This is a genomic window from Marinitenerispora sediminis (assembly GCF_003336425.1).
GTDB classification, from domain to species: domain Bacteria; phylum Actinomycetota; class Actinomycetes; order Streptosporangiales; family Streptosporangiaceae; genus Marinitenerispora; species Marinitenerispora sediminis.
Genome location: NZ_QEIO01000250.1, coordinates 1 through 4218, shown reverse-complemented (window position 1 = coordinate 4218; position 4218 = coordinate 1). Strand labels below are relative to the sequence as shown.

4 protein-coding genes are annotated in these 4218 nt (G+C 74.3%); 3 read left to right on the top strand and 1 reads right to left on the bottom strand.

The features are described from left to right. Positions 1 to 93 precede the first annotated feature (93 nt). Complete coding sequence (locus tag DEF28_RS25770) at positions 94 to 948, bottom strand: IclR family transcriptional regulator (protein ID WP_114400774.1); 855 nt, start codon at positions 946 to 948, stop codon at positions 94 to 96. A gap of 214 nt (positions 949 to 1162) precedes the next feature. Between DEF28_RS25770 and DEF28_RS25765 the strand changes: the two genes are divergently transcribed. Genes DEF28_RS25765 through DEF28_RS25755 form a run of 3 tightly spaced genes read left to right on the top strand, consistent with a single transcriptional unit; the run spans position 1163 to position 4170 of the window. Next, a complete protein-coding gene (locus tag DEF28_RS25765; RefSeq protein WP_114400775.1) occupies positions 1163 to 2812 on the top strand; it encodes an OPT/YSL family transporter in 1650 nt (549 codons plus the stop codon). 12 nt (positions 2813 to 2824) lie between these two features. Beyond that, on the top strand, positions 2825 to 3532 hold the full coding sequence (locus DEF28_RS25760) for an AroM family protein (RefSeq protein WP_114400776.1): 708 nt from the start codon (positions 2825 to 2827) through the stop codon (positions 3530 to 3532). After that, the gene (locus tag DEF28_RS25755) at positions 3529 to 4170 is read left to right on the top strand and encodes an aspartate/glutamate racemase family protein (protein ID WP_114433619.1); all 642 of its coding nucleotides are present in this window, start codon (positions 3529 to 3531) and stop codon (positions 4168 to 4170) included. Before DEF28_RS25760 ends, DEF28_RS25755 begins: the two co-directional genes overlap by 4 nt. Positions 4171 to 4218 lie beyond the last annotated feature (48 nt).

The window sequence follows — 4218 nt, the reverse complement described above, 5'->3', positions numbered from 1 at the left end:
TGGCCGCGGTGATCTGGCACAACTGGGAGACCGGCGCCCCGGTCAAACGCTCGCTCATCGCCTACGACCACTGAAGACATCGGACTCAATCATCTAGCCCGCGTCGGGTCCCCGCGGCGGGCCGGACGCGCGGTGCCCGCGCCGCCAGTTGCGCGTGGGCGCGGGCGGCCGGCGGTTGGAGAGCAGGCCGGTGAGTTCGTCGGCGCAGGCCAGCAGCGCGGGCAGGTGCTCGAGCAGGTCGTCCCCGTGCGCGCAGTGCTTGTTCTCCACCAGGGTCACCGAGCCGGCCGGGCGCCGGCCGCCGAAGACCGGCACGGCGAGGGCCCGGGAGGAGGCGTCGTACTCCCCCTGGGAGACGGCGTAGCCCTGGGCCGCGGTCGCGTCGAAGAGGGCCTCCACCTCTTCCTCCCCGGACGGGGTGAGGTCGGAGTAGCGGGCGGAGGGCCGCCCCGCCAGGAGCGCGCGCCGCTCGGCCGGTTCGAGGAACGCGAAGTGCGCGCGCGAGGTGGCGCCGACGTTGGCCGGGTACAGCTCGTCGACGAACGGGTGCGACCGCCGCGGCCCCTCCGTGCCGCTGACCGCCGCGATGCAGCGCACATGGGCGCCGTCGGGCACGCAGAACAGGGCGGTGCGGCCGCTGCGGCGGGCCAGGTCGGCGAGCGTCGGCTCGGCGAGCGCCGAGAGCCCGCCGGACCGCTCCCACACCGCGGCCATGCGCCACACGGCGGGCCCCATGCTGTAGCGGCGGGTGTCGGGGTCGGCGCGCAGGAAGCCCTTGCCTGCCAGTGACGCGAGCAGCCGCTGGGCGGTCGACTTCGACAGCCCGAACTCCGCGGCGAGTTCGAGCACACCCCAACTGGAGCGGAACTCGTCGTAGCTGAGGAGCACGTCGAGCGCGCGGTCGACGGTCTGCAGCGGGCCGGCGCCGTCGCGAGAACCACTGGACATGGCCCTCACCCTACGACGCCCCGGATGTCACCAGCCGTTCACTTCGCGGTCGAAATGTGATCTTAACTCCCAAATAGTGGGAAATGTTTGCCACCCGGGGGAACCGGAATGCAGCCTGGGCACCGTGCCCCGACAACGCGCCGGCCGCGCGTTCAGTGGCCCTGACCAGTCACGTTAGCCTCGCCGTGGACACGGCCCCTTCCCAAGGACAGACATGGAATCGTCCGTTCACGGTTCGGCGACCGAACCACAGAGCGCGGAGCCCGAACGGCATCCGGGTGCCTTCGAACCCCTCGTCGTGGTCGTCACCGTCCTGGTGAGCCTGCTCGGCGCCATCATCGGCATCCACATGATCACGACGCTGGGCGTCTCCCCGAACACGAGCGTGATCGGCGCGGTCATCGCCATGCTCATCGGCCGCGTCGGGGTGCTGGGGCTGCGCTCGTTCCGCAACACCAACCGCCAGAACCTCATCCAGTCGTCGATCTCCGGCGCGACGTTCTCCGCCGCCAACTCCCTCCTCACGCCGATCGCCATCCCGTTCCTCTTCGGCCGCTCCGACCTGGTGTGGCCGATGCTCCTGGGCGCCTCCCTGGGCCTGCTCATCGACGTGTTCGTCCTGTACCGGGCGTTCGGCTCCCGGTTCATGCCCGCTGACGCCGCGTGGCCCCCGGGCGTGGCGGCGGCCGAGACCATCAGGGCCGGCGACCGGGGCGGCAAGCAGGCGGCCTTGCTGCTCGGCAGCGGCGTGGTCGGGGTCGGCGCCTCCTTCCTCGGGATGCCGATGTCGGCCGCGGGCATCGCGATGATCGGCAACATCTGGGCGCTGCTCATGTTCGCGCTCGGCCTGCTCGTCTCGCAGTACGCCCCGGCCGTCATCGGCACCAGCCTCAGCGACCTCTACGTCCCGCACGGGGTCATGATCGGCGCGGGCGTGGTCGCCCTCGGCCAGATCGTCGTCATCCTCGCCGGCCGGCAGAGCCGACGCGAGGCCGAGCGGGAGGCCGAGCGGGCGCGGGCCGCCGAGGAGGACCCCTCGCTCGCCTACACGGTGAGCAGGAGGCAGCTGGGTCGGACCCTGGGCTCGGGCTACGTCCTGTTCGTCCTGGGCGCCCTCGTCCTGGCCGTCGCCGGCGGCGTCTGGGCGGACCTGAGCTGGTGGGGCATCATCGGCTTCGTCCTCTTCGCCGGGGTCGCGGCCCTCGTCCACGAGCTCATCGTCGGGCTGGCCGCCATGCACGCGGGCTGGTTCCCCGCCTTCGCCGTCACCCTGATCTTCCTCATCCTGGGGCTGGCCCTGGAGATCCCCGCCGTGCCGCTGGCCCTGCTGGTCGGCTACTGCGCCGCCACCGGGCCGGCCTTCGCGGACATGGGCTACGACTTCAAGGCCGGATGGATCCTGCGCCGCGACCGCCGCCCCTACACCCGGTTCGAGCTCGACGGGCGCCGCCAGCAGCTCTTCTCGTCCGTGATCGGCTTCGCCGTCGCCATCGGCATGGTCGCGCTGCTGTGGCGCGGCCTGTTCGAGGACGGCGCCGTCCCGCCGACGGCCGTCGTCTACGCCGACACGATCAAGGCGGGCCTCACCGACCCCTCGGTGCTCGTCCAGCTCGCCCTGTGGGCGGTCCCCGGGGCCCTGGTGCAGCTGGTCGGCGGCTCCCGCCGCCAGATGGGCGTCCTGCTCGCCACCGGCCTCCTCGTGGCCACGCCCAACGCGGGGTGGCTCGTCCTGGGCGGGCTCGCGGTCCGCCTCCTGTGGCAGCACCGCCGCGGGGCGAAGGGCGAGCAGGAGATCTCACTCGTCGGCGCCGGGCTCATCGCCGGCGACTCCGTGCACTCCGTCGGCACCATCTTCAGCCGCTGACTCGGAGGGACCATGACCCGACTCGGCATCATCACCATCGGCCAGGCGCCGCGCCCCGACCTCACGCCGGAGATCGCCGCGCTGCTCCCGGGCACCCGCCTCATCGAGCGCGGCGTGCTCGACGGCCTGACGGCCGCCGACATCCGCCAGGGCGCGCCGCGTGGCGGCGACCACGCGCTCACCACCCGGCTCGCGGACGGCTCCTCCGTCGTCATCGGAGAGTCCTTCGTGGCCGCGCGGCTGCCCGGCCTCGTCGCCGAGCTGGAGCGGGAGGCCGACGCGGTGCTGCTCGCCTGCACCGGGAGCTTCCCCGAGCCGCGGCACACCAAGCCGCTGTTCGTCCCGGACCGGATGATCGCCCTCGGTACCGCCGCCCTGGCCGGCGACACCGGGTGCGTCGGGGTCGTCTGCCCGCTGAGCGAGCAGCAGGCGGACACGACGGCGAAGTTCGCCCGCCGGCTGCCGGCCGGCGCGCGTGTCATCACCGACGTGTGCTCGCCCTACACCGCAACGCCCGCGGACCTCGCCGGCGCCGCACGCCGGCTCGCCGGCGCGGGCGCCGACGTCCTCGCGCTGGACTGCGTCGGCTACACCGAGGCGATGCGCGCGCACGCCGCCGCCGTGTCGGGGCTGCCGGTCGTGCTGGCGCGCTCCGTCTGCGTCCGCCTCGCCTCGGAGGTCCTGGACTCGCTGGGGGCCGCGAGGGCGGTGAGCGGATGAGGATCGGGATCATCCGGGTCGTCACCACCGACGACGCCGCCTACCTGGACGCCCACGGGCGCATCATCCGGGCCGCCTACGGCGTGGACACCGCCTCCCGGTGCATCCCGGACCAGCCGAACGGCGTCCACGACGACGCGACCTTCGCCCGGGCCGCGGCCAAGGTCGCCGACCTGGCCGCGCTGATGGAGCGCGAGGACGGCGTCGACGCCCTGCTCGTCAGCTGCGCTGCCGACCCCGGGCTGGCCGAAGCCCGCCAGCGCGTGCGCGTCCCGGTCGTCGGGGCCGGGTCGGCCGCCGCCCGGCGCGCCCTGGAACTCGGCCGCCGCGTGGGGGTCCTGGACCTGACCCGCCGGACGCCGGAGTCGGTCACCTCGGTGCTCGGCGAGCACCGGGTCGCCGCGCTCGTGCCCGAGGGCGTGACCCGGACGCACGACCTGCGCGGCCGGGCGGGCGTCGAGGCGTCGATCCGGGCCGCCGACGACCTGGTCGCGATGGGCGCGCGGACCATCATGCTCGCGTGCACCGGGATGAGCACGATCGGCCTGGCAGCGGAGCTCGCCGGGCGGGTCGGCGTCCCGGTCGTCGACGCGGTGCGGGCCGGTGCGGAGGCCGCCATGGCCGCCGCGCGAGGCTGAGGGCGCCCGCGCGCCCGGGCCGCGCCGCCGCGGCCCCGGCGGGGGAGG